Raw genomic sequence first — 2,772 nt, 5'->3', positions numbered from 1 at the left:
CTTCGGCGTTGTAAGGTTAAGCCTCACGGTTCATTAGTACCGGTTAGCTCAACGCATCGCTGCGCTTACACACCCGGCCTATCAACGTCGTCGTCTTCAACGTTCCTTCAGGAGACTTAAAGTCTCAGGGAGAACTCATCTCGGGGCAAGTTTCGTGCTTAGATGCTTTCAGCACTTATCTCTTCCGCATTTAGCTACCGGGCAGTGCCATTGGCATGACAACCCGAACACCAGTGATGCGTCCACTCCGGTCCTCTCGTACTAGGAGCAGCCCCCCTCAATTCTCCAGCGCCCACGGCAGATAGGGACCGAACTGTCTCACGACGTTCTAAACCCAGCTCGCGTACCACTTTAAATGGCGAACAGCCATACCCTTGGGACCTACTTCAGCCCCAGGATGTGATGAGCCGACATCGAGGTGCCAAACACCGCCGTCGATATGAACTCTTGGGCGGTATCAGCCTGTTATCCCCGGAGTACCTTTTATCCGTTGAGCGATGGCCCTTCCATTCAGAACCACCGGATCACTATGACCTGCTTTCGCACCTGCTCGCGCCGTCACGCTCGCAGTCAAGCTAGCTTATGCCATTGCACTAACCTCCTGATGTCCGACCAGGATTAGCTAACCTTCGTGCTCCTCCGTTACTCTTTGGGAGGAGACCGCCCCAGTCAAACTACCCACCAGACACTGTCCGCAACCCCGGTCAGGGGCCTACGTTAGAACATCAAACATTAAAGGGTGGTATTTCAAGGTTGGCTCCACGCAGACTGGCGTCCACGCTTCAAAGCCTCCCACCTATCCTACACATCAAGGCTCAATGTTCAGTGTCAAGCTATAGTAAAGGTTCACGGGGTCTTTCCGTCTTGCCGCGGGTACACTGCATCTTCACAGCGAGTTCAATTTCACTGAGTCTCGGGTGGAGACAGCCTGGCCATCATTACGCCATTCGTGCAGGTCGGAACTTACCCGACAAGGAATTTCGCTACCTTAGGACCGTTATAGTTACGGCCGCCGTTTACCGGGGCTTCGATCAAGAGCTTCTCCTTACGGATAACCCCATCAATTAACCTTCCGGCACCGGGCAGGCGTCACACCGTATACGTCCACTTTCGTGTTTGCACAGTGCTGTGTTTTTAATAAACAGTTGCAGCCAGCTGGTATCTTCGACTGGTCTCAGCTCCATCCGCAGGGACTTCACCTACACACCAGCGTGCCTTCTCCCGAAGTTACGGCACCATTTTGCCTAGTTCCTTCACCCGAGTTCTCTCAAGCGCCTTGGTATTCTCTACCTGACCACCTGTGTCGGTTTGGGGTACGATTTGATGTTACCTGATGCTTAGAGGCTTTTCCTGGAAGCAGGGCATTTGTTACTTCAGCACCGTAGTGCCTCGTCATCACACCTCAGCGTTAAAAGGTACCGGATTTACCTGGAACCTCCGCCTACATGCTTAAACCGGGACAACCGTCGCCCGGCTAACATAGCCTTCTCCGTCCCCCCTTCGCAGTAACACCAAGTACAGGAATATTAACCTGTTTCCCATCGACTACGCCTTTCGGCCTCGCCTTAGGGGTCGACTCACCCTGCCCCGATTAACGTTGGACAGGAACCCTTGGTCTTCCGGCGAGCGGGCTTTTCACCCGCTTTATCGTTACTTATGTCAGCATTCGCACTTCTGATACCTCCAGCAACCCTCACAGGCCACCTTCGCAGGCTTACAGAACGCTCCCCTACCCAACAACACATAGTGTCGCTGCCGCAGCTTCGGTGCATGGTTTAGCCCCGTTACATCTTCCGCGCAGGCCGACTCGACCAGTGAGCTATTACGCTTTCTTTAAATGATGGCTGCTTCTAAGCCAACATCCTGGCTGTCTGTGCCTTCCCACATCGTTTCCCACTTAACCATGACTTTGGGACCTTAGCTGGCGGTCTGGGTTGTTTCCCTCTTCACGACGGACGTTAGCACCCGCCGTGTGTCTCCCGTGATAACATTCTTCGGTATTCGTAGTTTGCATCGGGTTGGTAAGTCGGGATGACCCCCTAGCCGAAACAGTGCTCTACCCCCGAAGATGAGTTCACGAGGCGCTACCTAAATAGCTTTCGGGGAGAACCAGCTATCTCCCGGTTTGATTGGCCTTTCACCCCCAGCCACAAGTCATCCGCTAATTTTTCAACATTAGTCGGTTCGGTCCTCCAGTTAGTGTTACCCAACCTTCAACCTGCCCATGGCTAGATCACCGGGTTTCGGGTCTATACCCTGCAACTTAACGCCCAGTTAAGACTCGGTTTCCCTGCGGCTCCCCTATACGGTTAACCTTGCTACAGAATATAAGTCGCTGACCCATTATACAAAAGGTACGCAGTCACACCCGAAGGTGCTCCCACTGCTTGTACGTACACGGTTTCAGGTTCTTTTTCACTCCCCTCGCCGGGGTTCTTTTCGCCTTTCCCTCACGGTACTGGTTCACTATCGGTCAGTCAGGAGTATTTAGCCTTGGAGGATGGTCCCCCCATATTCAGACAGGATACCACGTGTCCCGCCCTACTCTTCGAGTTCACAACCTGTGCATTTTGGTGTACGGGACTATCACCCTGTACCGTCGGACTTTCCAGACCGTTCCACTAACACACAAGCTGATTCAGACTCTGGGCTGCTCCCCGTTCGCTCGCCGCTACTGGGGGAATCTCGGTTGATTTCTTTTCCTCGGGGTACTTAGATGTTTCAGTTCCCCCGGTTCGCCTCGTTAACCTATGTATTCAGTTAACGATAGTG

1 rRNA gene is annotated in these 2,772 nt (G+C 53.2%); it reads right to left on the bottom strand.

The window, feature by feature from the left end:
• Nucleotides 1-12 precede the first annotated feature (12 nt).
• Nucleotides 13-2,772: ribosomal RNA gene (locus HMPREF3096_RS04075) — 23S ribosomal RNA — on the bottom strand; the annotation flags it as partial.

Origin of the sequence: Klebsiella sp. HMSC25G12, assembly GCF_001807705.1 — a bacterium.
GTDB classification, from domain to species: Bacteria; Pseudomonadota; Gammaproteobacteria; order Enterobacterales; family Enterobacteriaceae; genus Klebsiella; species Klebsiella variicola.
The sequence above is the reverse complement of the archived record's forward strand: the minus strand, read 5'-3'. Positions and strand labels throughout refer to the sequence as shown.